We start from the raw sequence: 17,571 nt of genomic DNA, 5'->3' as shown, positions 1-17,571 counted from the left end.
CCCGAATTGTAGTATTCTAGGCTTGATTCTTCCGAGAAGCTATTACAAGTGTATAAACAAGTGCTAAGATAATAACACTATAAGCCGCTACTCTTAACACAGGATAATTCACCACCTCAAAAAGATCTAGGAGTAAATAAATAACAGCAGCAACCTGAGTTGTAATTATAAGATGTTTCATCTCTAGTATTTCTTCCAGAAATTAGGATTAAAAAGCATCAATACAGTAAAAAGTTCTAGTCTACCTAGTAGCATCAGAAAAGCTAATAACCACTTACCAAATGGTGTGATGTGTGCAAAATTATTTACTGGTCCTACACTTCCTAATCCAGGGCCAATATTACCCAGGCAAGTAGCCACGGCACCTAAAGCAGTATCAAAATCAACACCTGTGAATGATATCAAAAACACACCCACACCATAAATGAGTAAATAAATCATAACAAAGGCCAGCACATTATAAGTAATATCTCTACTTACCGCCTGACTATTGAGTCGTACTGGTATGACTGCTGAAGGGTGAAGCTGACGCTTCATTTCAAGAAAGCTATTCTTAAACAAGAGCGTATGTCTTATAATCTTTACTCCACCAGCAGTAGAGCCAGCTGAAGCCCCAACAAACATGAGTAGAAAGAAGATAATAGTTAAAAATGGTGCCCATGCGGTATAATCTGCTGATACAAAGCCCGTGGTTGTAATGATGGATACAACCTGAAACATTGAATCTCTAAATGATTTTTCGAAACCTTCCCATTTTGAAGAGAAGACAAAAAATGATATACATACCGAAAGTAGAATAATAAGGATAACATAATTCCTAAACTCCTCATTTGACCAGGCTTTGGCAAACTTTCCTTTTAGCCCATAATAAGTAATAGTGAAATTGGTCCCCGCTAAAAACATGAAGAAGGTTATAACATATTGAATATATGCAGAATCAAAGTGAGCCACGCTGTCATTTTTAGTAGAGAAGCCTCCAGTAGCCATTGTAGTTAAAGCGTGGTTAATGGCATCATAAAAATTCATACCTCCAAACATCAATAATACCATTTCGAGCATGGTCAAACCAATATAAATGAACCAAAGTCGCTTGGCCACCTCTTTAATTCTAGGCTTCATTTTATCTGGTGATAGGCCGGGAGCTTCAGCAATAAAGAGCTGCATACCTCCAATTCCCAAGATTGGTAATATGGCCACTGCCAAAACTATAATTCCCATTCCACCAATCCACTGGGTAAGACTGCGCCAAAATAAAATGCCTTTCGAAACACTCTCTATATCTGTTAGAATGGATGCCCCTGTAGTTGTGAATCCTGAAATGGTTTCAAAAAATGCATCTGTAAAATTTGAAATCTCACCAGATAGTAAAAAAGGCATTGTACCGAACATTGACATAGTTAACCAGCCAACAATCACGACCAGATAACCATCCTTTTTCTTTAGTTCTTTATTCTCGTTTTTTCTATTAATGAACCAAATTGTGGCACCTGTTAAAAGCGTAATAAGACCTGATAGGCCTAAGGGGTAGATTGGTTCATCATAATATATGGAGAATGGCAAACACAAGAACATGAAAATGCCATTGATAATGAGAAGTAAACCCGAAAAACTGGCAATTTGTTTGAAGTTAAATCTCATCCAGTGCTTTGATAATCTTCGAAAGTATCAAATTTAGTTTACTTGAAAAACTCCTCCACTGTTTTTATGCACTCCAGACGGCATAACACGACAGCTCTGTCTTTAGGTCTGAATTGGAAATTACCCATGGTGGTATAACCAACACCATTTCTCACTACACCACCGATAATTGCCCCTTTGGGGAATTCTAAGTATTTAATCTCTGCCTGAGTAATTTTTGAACCTGCTTTTACAATGAATTCCAATATCTCAGCATCCACACCATGGATACTAGTCAATGAGATAATCTCCCCCTGACGTACATACCTGAATATAAAGTTAGCCGCAATCAACTTTTTGTTGATCATAGTATCAACACCAATATTCTGCGACAAATGGATATAGTCAATATTTTCAACCAATGAGATGGTCTTTTTAACACTATGATTTTTTGCTACAAGACATGAGATGATATTGGTCTCCGAATTACCTGTAACGGCAATAAAAGCATCCATATCATCAATACCCTCTTCTTCCAGTAATTCAACATCACGGCCATCCCCATTGATGACCATTACATTTTTAAGCTGGTCAGCTAATTCAAAGCACTTGTCTTTGTCACTTTCGATCAGCTTAACATTAAATTTTCTACTTAGGCTCTTAGCGGCATGAAAACCAACCTTACTACCACCAAGAATCATTACATTCTTAATCTCCTGCTTCACCTTGCCTGATAATGCCAAAACTTCATCAATACCGTCCGGCTGAGAGATAAAATAGGCATGATCACCCTCTTGAAAGACATTATCACCATGAGGAATAATAGTCTGATTGTTTCTAAGAATGGCTACGGTCAGGAAATTTTGTGAAGGGTTTAGGTGCGCCATTTCCATTAATGACTTGCCTTTTAACTTACTAGTTTCATCGATGATTACACCAAGAAGTGAAAGTTTTCCTTCATCAAAATCGAAAGTATCAGTGATAGCAACTTCCTTAAGAAGCCTTTTTATCTCCTTAGCAGCTAGAGACTCCGGTGAAATAATCTCGTCAATTCCTAAATCTTTAAGATCAAGCTTTTCTTTATTGAGCAGGTACTCAACATTTTGAATTCTTGCAATGGTCTGTTTGGCGCCTAAGTGCTTACCTATCATTGAGGTTGTGAGGTTTGCCTCTTCTGATGAGGTTACGGCTATTAGTAAGTCTGAATTTTTAATATCTGCCTCCTCAAGAACTTTGTATGAAGTAGAATTACCTTTTACAATGCTAACATCCAAGGAAGAAGAAGCTTGTTTTAGGCGCAAGCCATCCCTGTCAACCAAGACAATATCATGACCTTCATTGGCTAATAGTTTAGCCAAATGAAAACCTACATCGCCCGCTCCTGCAATTATTATTTTCATAAGTAAAAGATCACCAGATTACTCATTTATTGCCTGCTCTACTCTCAAGCCTGCAGATATTATTTCAGGCAATGAATCCATCCGCATATACTGCTGCAGATGAAAGACAAAAGGTCCGGTATGATCAAATTTATAATTATTCAATATCGGTAGTTGGTGATCAAATACATCTCCCAAACCTGAACCAAAAGGCTCACCGGTTTTAGGATCGAACAAATTGAAATTAACCAACTCCTTTTTAAGCTGGTTATCCAATGTGTCTCTTAGTGTATAAGTCACATATATGTTTTCGTAGGGGTAGGCTACAGTATTTCTAAGATTAAAATATAGGTTATACCTCTTGTCAGCATCTTTTATGTTAAACTGAAAAATCTTTGCTGAATCTGCTATCCAAATTTTATTCGCTACATCCAGATTCTCTTCATACACTCGAGAATCATCACAACTTGCAAGAAAAGTGAAAATTACTGCTGCTAAAACTAATCTCATGATGGCTTATTCTTCCTGTCTTGATTGCGGTTTTTAGGAAATCTCTTTTTCCCTTTTCTTCTTTTCTTCTTTTTAGTGTTGGTGGAGTATTTCTTATCCATTCTCTCCAGATCACTATTGATTGTTACTTCTTCTTTTACAGGTACATTATCCTCTTGAAGTGATGATGGTTTTTTACCAGCCTTGTTGAGCTTGATAATTTCCTTAACGCGCTTGGCTTCAATAGGGAACCATGTGTTTTCGTCATCATAGCCAAACCACATTATTTTTCTGAAAATATCTGTCTTTTGAAGCTTAGCAACACCTTGTTCTGTAAGTAAGGGTTTCTCAACCTTTGGAATGTCTTCTAGGGCATCGATGTAAGTATCCAGCTCATAGTTAAGACAGCATTTCAATCTACCACACTGACCTGAAAGCTTGCTTGGATTCAAAGAAAGGTTTTGATAACGTGCAGCACTGGTGCTCACACTTTTAAAATCAAATAACCATGTTGAGCAACATAATTCTCTGCCGCAAGAACCAATTCCTCCTAATCTTCCGGCTTCTTGTCTTAAGCTTATCTGACGCATTTCAACTCGGATGCGGAATTCCCCGGCAAGTAATTTTATTAATTCTCTAAAGTCCACTCTGTCTTCAGCAGAGTAGAAGAATGTAGCTTTTGAATTGTCAGCCTGATATTCAACATCAGACAGTTTCATTTCAAGCTTTAAATCATCTATAATTTGACGAGCACGATAGAGCGTTGGCATTTCACGCTTCTTTACCTCTTCGTATTTTTCCTGATCTTTTTGGTGAGCGATTCGGTAAATTTTCTTAATGTCCTCGTTGTTCTTTACCTTTTTCTTCTGCATCTGAAGACGCACTAACTCCCCTTGTAGCGACACATGCCCCAAATGGTGTCCATTAGGCACATCTACCACTATTGCATCACCAGTGGTGAGTTCCAGATTTTCTGTATTTCTAAAAAAGTCCTTGTGGCCGCCTTTAAAACGGACTTCAACAACATCAAATTTATCTATAACAGGCACATCCATATTGGAGAGCCAGTCAAAAACATTCATCTTATTGCATCCACCAGTTGCACACCCACCGTTGTTATTACAACCGGAGACTTTACTGCCACCTGAACTACACGTTCCGCATCCCATCGCTTAGTAAATTTTCATCTACAATAAAGATAAATAATTCAAGAGTCTAAAATATTCGGGGAGCTAAAATATCTTTTCCAATGTCTTTTCTATAATACATACCATCCCACTTAATAGAATTTACGTCTTTATAGGCATTAGATATTGCAGCTTCCATATCATCACCTCGCCCAATGATGGTTAGCACACGCCCTCCATTGGTCAACACTTCATAATCTTCCTGCGTTGTTCCTGCATGGATAACCAATGAATTCGTAACATCAGCAAGTCCCTGAATCGATTTTCCCTTTTCATATGAGCCAGGATACCCGCCAGAAACCAAGACTACTCCAGCAACATTAAACTCACCAATCTCTAGTTTATAATCACCTAAAGTGCCCTCAGCAGCTGCCAATAGCATATCAACAATATCACTCTGGATTCTTGGTATAACAACCTGTGTTTCAGGGTCACCCATTCTTACATTGTATTCGATTACATAGGGCTCTCCACCTACGTTCATCAATCCGATGAAAATGAATCCCTTGTAATCTATATTATCAGCCTTCAGTCCATCGACAGTTGGTTTAATTACTTTCTCCTCTACCTTGTCCATAAAGGCCTTGTCGGCAAATTTAACTGGCGAAACAGCCCCCATACCACCAGTATTTAGGCCGGTATCTCCTTCACCTATTCTTTTATAATCTTTTGCTTCAGGAAGGACAACATAATCTTTACCGTCAGTCAGCACAAAAACGGATAGTTCTATACCATCCAGGTATTGCTCAATTAGCACTTTGGAACTGGCATCCCCAAACTGCTTATCCAGCAGCATAGACTTCAATGTGTCCTTAGCCTCCTCTATACTCTGAGCGATCACCACACCCTTGCCCGCCGCTAGTCCATCTGCCTTAAGCACTATTGGCATATCGCAACCTTCAAGATATGTATACCCCTGATCTATGGTGTCTGCACTAAAAGTTTGAGCCTCAGCGGTAGGTACTCCATGTTTTTGCATAAAGATTTTGCTGAAATCTTTACTCCCCTCAAGTTGAGCACCCACTTTACCAGGGCCGACTAAATTTATACTCTTCAGTTTCTCGTTTGCTTCAAAAAAGTCTCTGATGCCATTTACCAAAGGGTCCTCTGGGCCAACAACCACTAGGTCAATTTCATTTTCCAGAACAAACTCACCAATAGCTGAAAAGTCATTAACGCTAATGTCAACATTTATAGCTATAAGGTCTGTGCCCGCATTACCCGGAGCAACAAAAACTTGAGTGCAATTAAAACTTTGAGATATTTTCCAGGCCAGTGTATGTTCACGACCGCCACTTCCTAAGACGAGTATATTCATGCTTTGAATATTATTTTATAAAGGCACAAAGTTATACAAATGACTATAACTTCATGGTTATACTTCTAAAATGTGTGATGATTTAATTGGCGTATTCAGACATGAATTTAATACGCATTAACCGCAGCTCCTCCTCTGAGTAATCTTCATTGTCCTCGTCATCAAGCGCCTCATCAATACTATCAGATTCTGCGTTCAGAAAGTATTCAAAAATATCATCCTGCTTCTCAGGATCAAGAATCTCATCAATGTAATAATCCAGGTTCAACCTGGTGCCCGAGTAACAGATGTTTTCAATCTCATCTAAGAGCGCCTCGAATGTTATCCCTTTTGATTCAGCAATTTCATCAAGATCTATTTTTCTATCAATCTGCTGAATGATAAAAATCTTCATCTTTGATTTATTCACAGAAGATTTGACAACCACTTTTGAAGCTGTTACAATATCATTTTCCTCAACATACTCTTTGATGAGGCCTATAAACTCTTTACCAAACTTGGCCACCTTACCAACACCCACACCATTGATCTGTGACAGCTCTTCTTCTGTTGTTGGATAAGTTGTTGCCATTTCCTCTAATGAAGGATCCTGGAACAACACATAAGGAGGTAAATCAAGTTGATGTGCTAACTTTTTGCGGAAAGCTTTTAATAACGTGAACAGCTCCTCATCATATGCCTTAGCATTTATTGGAGCTCTTTCCACTATTTCATCTTCTTCCTCACCAGTTGTATACTCATGATCTTTAGCCAACATCACTGATACTGGATTGTCAAGGAACGCTCTTCCTCTTTCTGACACCTTAAGCACCCCAATGTTCTCAATATCCTTTTCAAGATATTCATAAATCAAAGTCTGCCGAATTACGCTTTTCCAGAATTCTTCATCTTCATTATCACCTTTTCCAAATATCTGAAGCTTATCATGGCTGTATGACTTGGTATATTGATTATTTACACCACGCAGCACATGTACCAAGTGGTTTAAACCGAATCTTTCGCCAGTTTGAAGAGCGGCATCTATGGCCTTATGTACATAGTCTTTGCCCTCATATTTATCTTTTGGGTTAACGCAGTTATCACAACCTCCACAGTTGTCCTGCATATACTCTTCACCAAAGTAATGAAGCAATTGCTTTCTTCGACACACTGGAGATTCAGCATAAAAGGACATCTCCTGCAGCAATACTCTAGAGTTCTCCCGCTCTTGCACAGGCTTATCCTTATTGAATTTCTCAAGTTTATTAATGTCATTATGACTATAGAACATCAAGCAATGACCTTCAAGCCCATCACGACCCGCTCTACCCGTTTCCTGATAATATCCTTCTAAAGATTTAGGAACATCATAATGGACAACAAACCGTACATCTGGCTTATCTATACCCATGCCAAAGGCAATAGTTGCCACCACAATATCGATATCTTCATTTAGAAAGCCATCCTGATTTTTCTCGCGAATGCCGGGTTCAAGTCCTGCGTGATAAGGTGCCGCATTGAAGCCATTAACATTAAGCATTTCTGCAATCTCTTCTACCTTCTTCCGGCTAAGGCAATATATAATACCACATTTACCTTTGTGACCTTTTAGAAACTGAATCAGCTGCTTTTTTGCATGTCTTTTTTGCCTTACTTCATAAAACAGATTAGTTCTATTAAATGAAGACTTAAAAAGATTGGCCCCTTCCATATTCAGATTCTTCTGAATATCGAGTTGAACCTTAGGCGTTGCTGTTGCTGTAAGAGCAATAATAGGAAGGTTACCTATTTGCGCTATTATTTCTTTTATTCTTCTGTATTCAGGTCTGAAGTCATGTCCCCATTCTGAGATACAATGTGCTTCATCCACCGCGACAAAAGCAATATCTACTTTTTTAAGGAAATCTACATTTTCAGGCTTAGTTAATGATTCCGGAGCCACATAAAGCAGCTTTATAGAACCATTAAGACATTCCTTTTTCACTCGTGTAATCTCAGATTTTGACAATGTTGAGTTTAGGAATTGAGCGTTAATACCGAATGCATTCATTTGGTCGACCTGATTCTTCATTAACGCTATTAAAGGTGAAATAACCACCGCTAAACCATCTGCCACCAACGATGGCAATTGGTAACATAAGGATTTGCCCGCACCGGTGGGCATTATAACAAATGTATTGTGTTTGTTAAGTATGTTTTGGATTATAGCTTCCTGCGTTCCCCTGAACTGACTATAGCCAAACACTTCCTTGAGCTTACCTCGTAATATGTCTGTTTCTGCTGCCAGCATCTTTGTAATTGATAAAGTACTATTTCTCTATGTTTTATTATCTTTGCCCCGCCTGAATCACCAATCTAAAAGGACATTGAAGTTAGCAAAAAATATTCAAAAAATCGCCAAGGAAGTACTTTTAAATGAAGCTGACGCTCTCCGTAAATTATCATCTCTGGTAGATGAAGATTTTGAAAAATGTGTCCTTGATATTTACAATTCTAAAGGACGTGTGGTCATCACAGGGATAGGAAAAAGTGCCATTGTTGCCAACAAAATTGTGGCTACCCTAAACTCAACGGGAACCCCTGCTTTGTTTATGCATGCAGCAGATGCCATACATGGCGATTTAGGGATGATCCAAAAAGATGACATAGTAATTTGCCTCTCAAAAAGTGGTAATACCCCAGAGATCAAGGTGCTGGTTCCATTGCTAAAAAGGACTGGCTCAAAGTTGGTTGCTTTAGTAAGTAATGTAGATTCTTACCTAGCTAAACAAGCAGATCATATACTCAATGCCACCATTGATGAAGAAGCATGCCCTATTAGCCTGGCACCTACAACAAGTACGACTGCTCATATGGCTATGGGTGATGCATTGGCCATCTGTTTAATGGAGTTAAATAATTTCACCAGTGAAGACTTTGCCAAGTATCACCCTGGAGGGTCTTTAGGGAAACAATTATATCTAAAAGTAGATGATATCTATGCTCAAAATGAAGTGCCGATTGTTAAAGAGGACACTACTTTTAAAGAGGTAATCTTAGAAATCTCTTCCAAAAGACTAGGGGCAGCAGCGGTAGTAAATGGTAAGGATGAGTTAACCGGGATTGTGACAGATGGAGACTTAAGAAGGGCTATAGAAAAAGGTTTTGATCTAGATAAGGTAACAGCGGCTCAAATAATGAGCGGTATGCCTAAAAATGTTAATAAGGGAGATTTTGCTGTAAAAGCACTAAACATCATGCAGCAAAACAGTATAAGTCAAGTTATTGTCCTTGACGATGGAAAAGTCGTTGGTTTTGTACATCTTCATGACTTATTGAAAGAGGGGATTATTTAACCTCAATTAAAAAGCTAATGAACAATAATAGTTATGTGGTCATCATGGCCGGTGGTATTGGCAGTAGATTTTGGCCTTACAGTCGCAATACCAAACCAAAACAATTCTTGGATATTCTTAAAACCGGCAGAACGCTGATCCAAACAACCTATGACAGGTTTGCTCCGCATGTAGATAAAAAAAATATCTATGTGGTGTCTAACCAAGAATATAAAGGTCTAATAAATGAGCAGCTTCCAGAGTTAGATGATTGTCAGATACTCCTTGAGCCTTTCAGAAGAAATACCGCACCTTGTATTGCTTATGCATGTTATAAGATTAACAAATCAAACCCAGATGCGATAATAACAGTTACCCCATCTGATCATATGATCTTTAAAGATGAGGCTTTCATTAAATCCTGGAATACATCTGTAGAAGCTGCCAGCGATCAAGATAAATTAATAACCATAGGACTTAAGCCCCATAGTCCAGAAGTGGGCTATGGCTATATTCAATATCTGGAGACAGGTAATAGTGTAAAAAAGGTAAAGACCTTTACAGAGAAACCAGAAAAAGCATTAGCAGAAAAGTTTATTGAAAGTGGAGACTTTGTATGGAACTCAGGTATTTTTATTTGGGGTGTAAAGGCTATAATATCAGCTTTTGAGGACTCATTACCAGAAATGGCCGAAGTTTTTAGTGAAGCCTCCGACTCATTTTTTAGTGACAATGAGCAAAAGGCAGTTGATGCAGCATATGCACAAAGCGCTAATATCTCTATTGATTATGGCGTGATGGAGCACTCGCAGTCGGTGTATGTTGTACTTGGTGATTTTGGGTGGTCAGATTTGGGTTCCTGGAATACTATCTATGAACTGGCTGAGAAAGATAATAATGGCAACTCCGTTCAAGCCAATGCTTTGGTTTACGATACTAAGAACACCTTGATAAGCTCTTCTAATAATAAGTTAATAGTTGTCCAGGGCCTTCAGGATTACTTAGTTACAGAGTGTGACAATGTTATACTTATCTGTAAGCGCAATAACGAGCAAAAATTTAGAGACTTCGTATCTGACGTAAAAGAAATGAAAGGCAAGGAGTTTTTATAGGCTCCTTTGCCTCGCAGCTTCATAAATAGCGATACCAGCTGAAACAGAAACATTAAGAGACTCAATTTTACCACTCATAGGAATTTTGCCTCTTACATCTGCCAGTTTAAGATACTCTGGAGAAATACCATCCTCCTCAGAACCCATTATAATTACAGCCGGTTGATTAAGATTCAATTCATGAATCATCTTATCAGTCTTTTCTGTACAGGCCACAACGGTCATACCGCTGTCCTTTAAGTACTGGATAGTTATCTTAAGGTTGTCTTCTCTGCAGACCGGAATGTAATTGAGTGCACCAGCTGAAGTTTTCATAGCATCAGCATTGATAGCCGCACTTCCTCTGCTAGGTATAACAATAGCGTCAACTCCACAGCACTCTGCTGTACGTGCAATGGCCCCAAAATTTCTAACATCGGTTACCCTGTCCAGCATCAATATCAATGGCTCTTTACCATTTTGATAAGTCTCACTAACAATGTTATCTAGTGATGCATAATTGATAGCAGAAATAAAGGCTATGGCGCCTTGGTGGTTCTTTCTTGTAATTCGGTTTAATTTCTCAATAGGAACATTAGCAAAAGGGATCTTATAATCACGAGCCACTTTTACCAGCTCCTTAATCAGGTCGTTGCTAAGCCCTTTTTGAATAAACAGCCTGTCAATTTCCTTACCTGCCTGAATAGTCTCAATAATGGCTCTTATGCCAAATACAACATCATCGGTACTCTCCTTCTTAAATGCCATTATCTAAATATTCCTTTTCTTAATAAGTCAATTGTTTCAAACCACGATTCTGCATGTTTCTTTTCTCTTATCAGCACAAAATGCGATTTAGAAAAAACAGAAGCGGCTCTTATAAAAGAATACTTCCTTTTCGGAAGATTTCGATTCGCCAAATATACCCAAGTTTCCTCATTGAATGACTTAATAACTTCATCTGGAGGACCCATAACCGAGTAAATCATTCCCATATCAGTTCTCCACCCTTCTTTATAAGTTGTAAACATGGCATTCGCTTCCTCCACTCTGCTATAATAAACTTTAATAATGCTTTTAGCTCGGCTGGCTGAGCCTGTCAGGTTTAACCAGAATTTATCAAACTTTCTCTTGTCACCTTCAATACCTTCCAATACTACCTGCTCATCCCGGCTTGTAATGTATCTCAATGGCTCAACCAGTTGATCGATGGTTGTCATTTTAGGAAAATATTCATATACAACCCTCAAAGATACAGCCTCTGTGCCCGCAGTGTCAGTCATAAAAAGATACAAGCCCTGACCCTTTAGTTTTGCAGTGCCACTTGAAGAAAAAGATGAGTCAACCTTTAATTCCTTGTTCTTAAAATCGTCCTTGGTAACCATAGGAGGCAGGCCCAAAGGAAAACTCTGATTATAATAGTAACAATAAATGTTATCACTATTGAAACTAATCTGAGTTGGTGCAGTCCAATTATTCACAAATTTGTGTGCCGACCCATTATTCAGAAACAAATTCTGCTTATCATATAGTGGCAGATCAAATGAAAGCCCAAAGCCCGTTTTTTTGTTTTTAATTTCTAAAACTAAAAGTGGCAAAGGAGGAAGGTCATTTAAGACAAATTTAAAATAATGCGTTGATGCATTGCTTTCAAGATAGATGCTATCATAACTGTCTTTCACGAGTGGAGCAGTAAACTCAGAACTGTAGTTTTCCAGATTATAGAGCTCAAATGTATAGTCATACAATTGGTAGTTCTGGTTTTGAATTTTCATAGCAAAAAGCACGATCAGCTTATCACCTTCCTGAACTAGCTGGTGGTCTAAAGACAATTCTGCTTTTGGGTTATACAAATGACTATAATCCATCTCCTGACTAAGAGCCCGAAAAGCAGAAACCAGCAGCAACCCCACAAAGACAATTTTTTTCAAGGTTTTATAATTCAATGTTGAATAAATTACGTTGATATCAGTCAAAATAAAAAAGGGTAGGGCAATTTCCTCTCTTTTGACCTACTTTTGCAAAAATTTAAGTAATGAGCGTTTATACTACCGAAATAGCTTCTGACAAAATTGCCTCAGATAATCCTATTCATCAAAGATTACTGAAAGCATATTATCTTGCAGAAGAATATATTAATGGAGACCTGCTGGAGATTGGTTGTGGTGAAGGACGAGGCATTGAGCTTCTAAAAGGGAAATGTGAAAATTTTACAGCTATTGATAAAATCAAGCCAGTTCTGGATGAACTAGCCACCAAATTTCCTGAAGTAATATTTATACATGACAACATCCCTCCTTTTAATAAAGTAAAGGATAATAGCTATGATGTCATTATCAGCTTTCAGGTAATAGAACACATTAAAAATGACAGGTTATACCTTGAAGAAATTAAGCGTGTATTAAAGCCAGGAGGTAAGGCTTTGCTTACTACTCCGAACATTAAAAAAACCTTAACACGAAACCCTTGGCACATAAGGGAATATACTGCCGATGAGTTAACGAAACTGGCTTCTGAGGTATTTGACCATGTGGAAATGAAGGGTGTGGGCGGTAATGAAAAGGTGATGGAGTACTATGAGAAGAACAAAAAGTCTGTTGAGAAAATAACAAGATTTGACATCTTTAACCTTCAATATAATCTACCAGCTCCCTTGCTGCGAATTCCTTATGATTTGCTTAACAGGCTTAACAGAAACAAGCTGAAGTCTGGCAATGATGATTTAGTGAATGAAATACATCACACTGATTATATCCTTATGGAAGACGGTAATGAAGCGCTGGATTTGTTTCTAATTGTCACGAAATAAAAATGTCCTGATTTCTCAGGACATTTAATTATTTGCCTTTTAGTTTTTCGATTTCCGCGGTAAGCTTTCCGACCTGCTCTTTAGCATCTTCTTCTGCAGTTTTATCTCTTGATATTACGGCTGCCCCGATAATTTCACCATCCTCATTATTTATTGGAAAACACTCGGTAATAATTTTGAGTACCTTATCACCAACAGGTCTGTCTTCTTTGAAAGTAAGTCTTTCGCCAGCCAGAGTCTTAGTATAGCGATCTTTCCATGTGTTTAGCGCATCACCAGAAAGAACGTCAAGAATATTTTTTCCATTATCTAGTTCAATACCATTTGCTTTAAACCTTTCTTTAAGTGTGTCATTAGCAAAAATGATTTTAAACTTGGTATCAATAGCAAAGTAAGTATTGTCTGTATGATTAACCATCGCATCTAATACAGCACCCTTTTCTTTCATTTCAATCTCGAAATGCTTCTTATCAGTTATATCTCTTGAGAATACTGAAACCCCCAGAATATAGCCCTTCTCATCTCTGATTGGGTTAATATAATAATCTCTATAAGTATCTTCTCCTTTAACAGAGCTCTTCAAGGTGAAATTTAGCGCTTCACCATTTAAAGCTCTGTCATAATATGCTTTCCACTCATCACGAACATCGCCCAGCATGTCAAGCGCATCAGAACCCTCTTTCATATTCTCATACTGAGTACCCTTGTACCTATTTTTTACCACCTGATTCATCACCAAGATTTTATAGTTTCTATCCATGGTGATGATAGAATCGGTAGTATTATCAATTAATGCTTTAAGGTTAGCTTCTTTATCTCCCAATTCCGATTGAGTTCTGGCCATCTCTTCCTGAGTGGCCTGCATCTCTTCCATATTCTGACGCATCTCCTCTTCCTGAGACTGCATCTCTTCAGTCATTTGACGAGATTGTTCAAGTAGCTCTTTGGTTTGCTGATTGGTTTGAGCAGAAATTATAGTTGATGCAATACTTTCCCCTACTTTTTCTAGAAACTCTACATCATTGTCAGTAAACACATCAAAAGACGCCATTTCAATAACACCTACAATCTCTTCATTCGATTTTAATGGTACAATCAAAAGACTGTTGGGATTAGCGATCCCCAAACCGGAAGTTATATTTATATAAGAATCAGGAACATCAGTTAGGAAAATAGCTTTCTTCTCAATAGCTGCCTGACCGATAAGACCCTGGCCGATCTCCACACGTCTCTCCATATATTTCTTACGCTCATAAGCTCTGCAAGCCATTAGTTCCAGGTAAGACTCGTCAGTGTTGTCATCTTTCTGAATAATGAATATTCCACCCTGATTGGCACGCATGTATTTCACCAAATTCTGAATAACATCATTGCACAAGTCTTTAATATTATCAGAATTATTTCTTAAAATATCTCCAATGGCAGCGAGTCCAACATTAACAAATTTCTCTTTTGATTCTCTATCCGCTGCTTCTATTAAACTCTCCCGCATGTTCATTAAAGACTCTCCCAATCTATCCGCTTTCTCCGCTGAATACTCTGCATTCAAATTTCCCTGACTAATACTATTAGCGAAATTGATATTTGTATCCATGAGCTTCAACTGCTCTTCCATCTTGAACTGATCAATGCCTGAATCTCTTGTTTGCTTCTTCTGTAAATTAGCCCACAGCATACATAAACCCCCATATAAAATAAGAAGACTTAGATGCATCAGGACATTAGTATAGGTCAATTTCGGTGCATTTTCCAACATGCCATTTAGGGCGGCATCTGCGTTTTGTCCATAAAACACATATAGAAATGTAAATACAGCATAAACAATTAATGGAAGTAATACGCGCCAATCTTCATAAAAGAGAAGTACAGTAAGGCCTACAAAATAAAAGAAATGCATCTCATAGCTGCCATGCATCTGGAGAATGAACTGAAAAGCAAAATTCCACATTAATGCACTAACTACCAGTCTGGTCCACAAATAGCCATTACCAAATGTCTTAACAGCATAATAAACACCTACTGATAATCCACCCATAACTATGGCCAGAATGTATGTGTCGTGAAAGACAGAAAGCGCAATACCTAGAAAAAAGAACCCGTAGATGAAATACTTAACTATACCATCTGCCTCCTCATTAACTTTATCATGAAATGGCTTAATGTATTCTTCTGAAATGGTTTGTGTCTCCTGCATCTAAAATCTCTGTCCTGATTGTAGGTGGTTTAAAAGCAACCAATATAACGACAAACCTTAATATTTACAATTAATAAATAGTAAGACCTTACCTACAAGTGATATGATTTTAGTGAGTTGGTATTAAATACCTTCTGCCTCTACAGACTGAACCTCAGGAAGCATTCTTTTCATCAGATTTTCAATGCCAGCCTTGAGTGTTACTGTTGAAGATGGGCAGCCACTACATGACCCTTGAAGTAAAACCTTCAATTGTCCTTCTTCAAAAGAATGGAAAGAAATGGCTCCTCCATCCTGCTCAACTGCTGGGCGGATATATTCATCCAATATACCTTTGATCTTCTTCACGGTTTCAGAATCATTCTCATCGATTTGATTCTGATCTGAGATTTCATCAATAACTAATTTTCCTGACTCCAGGTAAGTCTTGATAATGCTTTTGATCTCTTCACGTATTTCTAACCAATCAATACCGTCCTTTTTAGTAACCGTCACGAAATTGCTCATGAAAAATACCCTGTCAACATACTCTAAGGAGAATAGCTGCTGAGCCAGAGGAGAATTATCCGCCTCTTTGATAGAAGGTATATCATGACTCATACCTTCAGGTAAAAGCATGAAATTGGCCACAAACTTCATTGAGTTTGGATTAGGATTAGCCTCTAAATATAAATTAACCACTCTGGAAGTTGATGAAGATGTCGCTTGCATAATTTAATGATTTAAGAGAAGAACAAAATCTTCTTCGTTTAGTTCGGATATTAGCTGTATTTAGGCAATTCGCCTTCAGATTTAGCTACAAGAGTAGCTACTGTTGCATCACCCGTAACATTGACAACTGTTCTGCACATATCCAGAATTCTGTCAACAGGAAAAATGATTGCAATCCATGCTGGATTCAGTCCAACTGACTGAAGAACAATGATCATCATAACCAAGCCAGCGCTAGGTGTAGCTGCAGCTCCTATTGATGCTAAAGTAGCCGTTAATACAATTGTCATTTGCTGGCCAAGTGTTAGGTCTACCATATGAAGCTGAGCCATAAAGATAACAGCTACTGCCTGGTATAAACTTGTACCGTCCATATTGACTGTAGCACCAATTGGTAAAACAAAGCTGCTTACATTCTTAGAAACCCCCATGTTGTCCTCAAGACACTCCATGGTCACGGGCAAGGTAGCAGCACTTGAACTAGTAGAAAAAGCTAAAAACTGGGCCGGACTTATATTTTTAAAGAACTCCTTATATGAAAGCTTCTTTACAAATAGGGTAATAACCAGTGGGTAGAAAACAAATACCATAAACATCAACCCTACAAAAAGAGTGATGGAGTATGACCCGAGACCTTTAAATATCTCCCATACTTCAGCAGGTGTATCCGCCATTTTTGCAATAACCCCTGCAAGAAGAGCAAACACAAAAAATGGTGCTGCCTTCATCACAATGTCAACCATCTTTAAAAAGACAGCATTAACGCTGTTTACAAAATCAATTACTGGCTTTCCTTGTTCCGCGGGTATAAATACAATGGTAATACCAAAGAAAATGGCAAAGAAGATCACCTGTAGCATCAAACCATTATCAGAGATGGCCAGAATAATATTTTCAGGAACAATGTCTACAAAGAACTGAAGAGGCCCCTGTTCTTTAGTTTGCTCTGCGGCTGCCTTTCTCTTCTCAACAATATCATTTTGGGCATCCATTTTATCAAGCTCTTTCTGACTGATAACCTCTTCTACTTTGGATCTTAATTCAGGGTCATTCAAGAAGTTTCTTCCGTCTTTTGGCTGAGGAACACCTGGCGTATCCTGTACCCATTTCTCGTAAGAAATTCTGTTTTTAATTCTTTGTTCTTCATCAAGGAAAGTACCTGGCTTAACCACATTAACCAGTAGAAGTCCAACGCCAACGGCAATAACGGTTGTTGTTAAATACATGCCCAAAGTCTTTCCTCCAAGGCGCCCAAGTTTTGAAACATCCGTTAAGCTTGATACTCCACTGATAATGGAGAATAATACCAAAGGCACTGCTATATATTTCAGAAGTCTGATAAATATGGTTCCGAAGGGATCTATCCAGTTAATGGTGAATTCATTCCATCCCAAATAACTTGACAAAAATGCCCAGATAACACCTGCTACCAGACCGATAATGATTTTCGTATGTAAAGGTAAATTCTTCATAAAAGATAAAA

Annotated in this window: 14 protein-coding genes; 3 read left to right on the top strand and 11 right to left on the bottom strand. The window is 38.1% G+C overall.

All coding sequences use genetic code 11. From position 1 onward, the window contains the following. Positions 1-183 precede the first annotated feature (183 nt). The 6 genes from E1140_RS15910 to recQ all read right to left on the bottom strand — a co-directional run bounded on the left by E1140_RS15910 (position 184) and on the right by recQ (position 8,259). Positions 184-1,638, bottom strand: coding sequence for a TrkH family potassium uptake protein (locus E1140_RS15910; protein ID WP_155186061.1), 1,455 nt, complete (start codon positions 1,636-1,638; stop codon positions 184-186). Positions 1,639-1,676: 38 nt separating this feature from the next. Then, positions 1,677-3,017, bottom strand: coding sequence for a Trk system potassium transporter TrkA (gene trkA / locus E1140_RS15905; protein WP_155186058.1), 1,341 nt, complete (start codon positions 3,015-3,017; stop codon positions 1,677-1,679). Between the two features lie 18 nt (positions 3,018-3,035). After that, a complete protein-coding gene (locus tag E1140_RS15900) occupies positions 3,036-3,506 on the bottom strand; it encodes a gliding motility lipoprotein GldH (protein ID WP_155186054.1) in 471 nt (156 codons plus the stop codon). Beyond that, complete coding sequence (locus E1140_RS15895; RefSeq protein ID WP_155186051.1) at positions 3,503-4,654, bottom strand: PSP1 domain-containing protein; 1,152 nt, start codon at positions 4,652-4,654, stop codon at positions 3,503-3,505. Before E1140_RS15895 ends, E1140_RS15900 begins: the two co-directional genes overlap by 4 nt. A 46-nt stretch (positions 4,655-4,700) precedes the next feature. Next, entirely contained in the window at positions 4,701-5,990 is a 1,290-nt protein-coding gene (gene purD, locus E1140_RS15890; protein ID WP_155186048.1) for a phosphoribosylamine--glycine ligase, read from the bottom strand. 82 nt (positions 5,991-6,072) lie between these two features. Next, complete coding sequence (gene recQ, locus E1140_RS15885; protein WP_155186045.1) at positions 6,073-8,259, bottom strand: DNA helicase RecQ; 2,187 nt, start codon at positions 8,257-8,259, stop codon at positions 6,073-6,075. 76 nt (positions 8,260-8,335) lie between these two features. On the opposite strand from recQ, the gene E1140_RS15880 reads away from it, so the two are divergent. Beyond that, positions 8,336-9,304 carry a KpsF/GutQ family sugar-phosphate isomerase gene (locus tag E1140_RS15880; RefSeq protein ID WP_155186042.1) on the top strand — a complete coding sequence of 323 codons (969 nt, stop codon included), beginning with the start codon at positions 8,336-8,338 and terminating at the stop codon, positions 9,302-9,304. Positions 9,305-9,321: 17 nt separating this feature from the next. After that, positions 9,322-10,395 (top strand): mannose-1-phosphate guanylyltransferase, encoded by a 1,074-nt coding sequence (locus E1140_RS15875; RefSeq protein ID WP_155186039.1) that lies wholly within the window; start codon positions 9,322-9,324, stop codon positions 10,393-10,395. On the opposite strand, the gene rlmB is transcribed toward E1140_RS15875, so the two are convergent. Both rlmB and E1140_RS15865 read right to left on the bottom strand, forming a co-directional pair. After that, complete coding sequence (gene rlmB, locus E1140_RS15870) at positions 10,390-11,142, bottom strand: 23S rRNA (guanosine(2251)-2'-O)-methyltransferase RlmB (protein WP_155186036.1); 753 nt, start codon at positions 11,140-11,142, stop codon at positions 10,390-10,392. The genes E1140_RS15875 and rlmB overlap by 6 nt on opposite strands. Next, positions 11,142-12,305 (bottom strand): GWxTD domain-containing protein, encoded by a 1,164-nt coding sequence (locus E1140_RS15865; protein ID WP_155186033.1) that lies wholly within the window; start codon positions 12,303-12,305, stop codon positions 11,142-11,144. Before E1140_RS15865 ends, rlmB begins: the two co-directional genes overlap by 1 nt. Positions 12,306-12,409: 104 nt before the next feature. Here E1140_RS15865 and E1140_RS15860 point away from each other — a divergent pair, with 104 nt between their 5' ends. Beyond that, positions 12,410-13,183: a class I SAM-dependent methyltransferase gene (locus tag E1140_RS15860; RefSeq protein WP_155186031.1), complete on the top strand. Its 774-nt coding sequence runs from the start codon at positions 12,410-12,412 to the stop codon at positions 13,181-13,183. A 28-nt stretch (positions 13,184-13,211) separates the two neighbouring features. Here the strand turns inward: E1140_RS15860 and E1140_RS15855 are convergent, their stop codons facing one another. The 3 genes from E1140_RS15855 to E1140_RS15845 form a co-directional block, all read right to left on the bottom strand. Then, on the bottom strand, positions 13,212-15,377 hold the full coding sequence (locus tag E1140_RS15855; protein WP_155186028.1) for a GAF domain-containing protein: 2,166 nt from the start codon (positions 15,375-15,377) through the stop codon (positions 13,212-13,214). A gap of 123 nt (positions 15,378-15,500) precedes the next feature. Continuing rightward, complete coding sequence (locus E1140_RS15850; protein ID WP_155186025.1) at positions 15,501-16,088, bottom strand: NifU family protein; 588 nt, start codon at positions 16,086-16,088, stop codon at positions 15,501-15,503. A 50-nt stretch (positions 16,089-16,138) separates the two neighbouring features. After that, positions 16,139-17,560 carry a dicarboxylate/amino acid:cation symporter gene (locus tag E1140_RS15845; protein WP_155186022.1) on the bottom strand — a complete coding sequence of 474 codons (1,422 nt, stop codon included), beginning with the start codon at positions 17,558-17,560 and terminating at the stop codon, positions 16,139-16,141. Positions 17,561-17,571 lie beyond the last annotated feature (11 nt).

It is taken from the genome of Fulvivirga lutimaris (assembly GCF_009711525.1).
Taxonomy (GTDB): domain Bacteria; phylum Bacteroidota; class Bacteroidia; order Cytophagales; family Cyclobacteriaceae; genus Fulvivirga; species Fulvivirga lutimaris.
The sequence above is the reverse complement of the archived record's forward strand: the minus strand, read 5'-3'. Positions and strand labels throughout refer to the sequence as shown.

Bases quoted from the DNA above. Each gene is read 5' to 3' on its own strand.
- purD (WP_155186048.1), bottom strand. From the start codon at position 5,990: ATGAATATACTCGTCTTAGGAAGTGGCGGTCGTGAACATACACTGGCC.
- E1140_RS15860 (WP_155186031.1), top strand. From the start codon at position 12,410: ATGAGCGTTTATACTACCGAAATAGCTTCTGACAAAATTGCCTCAGAT.
- E1140_RS15850 (WP_155186025.1), bottom strand. From the start codon at position 16,088: ATGCAAGCGACATCTTCATCAACTTCCAGAGTGGTTAATTTATATTTA.
- E1140_RS15910 (WP_155186061.1), bottom strand. From the start codon at position 1,638: ATGAGATTTAACTTCAAACAAATTGCCAGTTTTTCGGGTTTACTTCTC.
- E1140_RS15855 (WP_155186028.1), bottom strand. From the start codon at position 15,377: ATGCAGGAGACACAAACCATTTCAGAAGAATACATTAAGCCATTTCAT.
- E1140_RS15895 (WP_155186051.1), bottom strand. From the start codon at position 4,654: ATGGGATGCGGAACGTGTAGTTCAGGTGGCAGTAAAGTCTCCGGTTGT.
- E1140_RS15900 (WP_155186054.1), bottom strand. From the start codon at position 3,506: ATGAGATTAGTTTTAGCAGCAGTAATTTTCACTTTTCTTGCAAGTTGT.
- E1140_RS15845 (WP_155186022.1), bottom strand. From the start codon at position 17,560: ATGAAGAATTTACCTTTACATACGAAAATCATTATCGGTCTGGTAGCA.
- trkA (WP_155186058.1), bottom strand. From the start codon at position 3,017: ATGAAAATAATAATTGCAGGAGCGGGCGATGTAGGTTTTCATTTGGCT.
- rlmB (WP_155186036.1), bottom strand. From the start codon at position 11,142: ATGGCATTTAAGAAGGAGAGTACCGATGATGTTGTATTTGGCATAAGA.
- recQ (WP_155186045.1), bottom strand. From the start codon at position 8,259: ATGCTGGCAGCAGAAACAGACATATTACGAGGTAAGCTCAAGGAAGTG.
- E1140_RS15875 (WP_155186039.1), top strand. From the start codon at position 9,322: ATGAACAATAATAGTTATGTGGTCATCATGGCCGGTGGTATTGGCAGT.